Origin of the sequence: Fructobacillus fructosus KCTC 3544, from assembly GCF_001438695.1 — a bacterium.
Lineage (GTDB): Bacteria > Bacillota > Bacilli > Lactobacillales > Lactobacillaceae > Fructobacillus > Fructobacillus fructosus.
Genome location: NZ_JQBH01000034.1, coordinates 482 through 885 on the forward strand (window position 1 = coordinate 482; position 404 = coordinate 885).

Genomic DNA, 404 nt, shown 5'->3' on the forward strand with positions numbered 1-404 from the left:
TAAATACCGAGTCCAGCCCATTACTGATTTGAGCTGGTCTAGAAAAATCAGAGGCATAATGCTCACTTGATAAATTCAAACTTGAACTTTGATTCGTTGGCTCTTCTTGGTTGTCCGTTAACAAAGTTTGAACTGGTGCTTTAGATTCAATTTCTAGAGAACCCTGCACGTTGTTATCTACTGAATCCTGGATTGTGTCAGATGATACGGCTGGCTGTGAAGCATCAGTTTGGGCTTCATCTTCATGAACTGCTGGAGAATCCATTTCATTTTCACGAGTTTCCGCAATAACTTGAATCTTCTCGCCTTCCGTATACTTGGTCCGCCATTCCTCTTCGCTTGGTAAACTAACTGATTCAGAGGGACGAACACCAAACAAATCCTTAAATGCCTCACCATAGTTG

1 protein-coding gene is annotated in these 404 nt (G+C 41.8%); it reads right to left on the reverse strand.

Translation table 11 applies throughout. The features are described 5' to 3' along the window. On the reverse strand, positions 1-404 hold a 404-nt coding region (locus tag IV71_RS08165), incomplete at both ends, for a hypothetical protein (protein ID WP_162258605.1).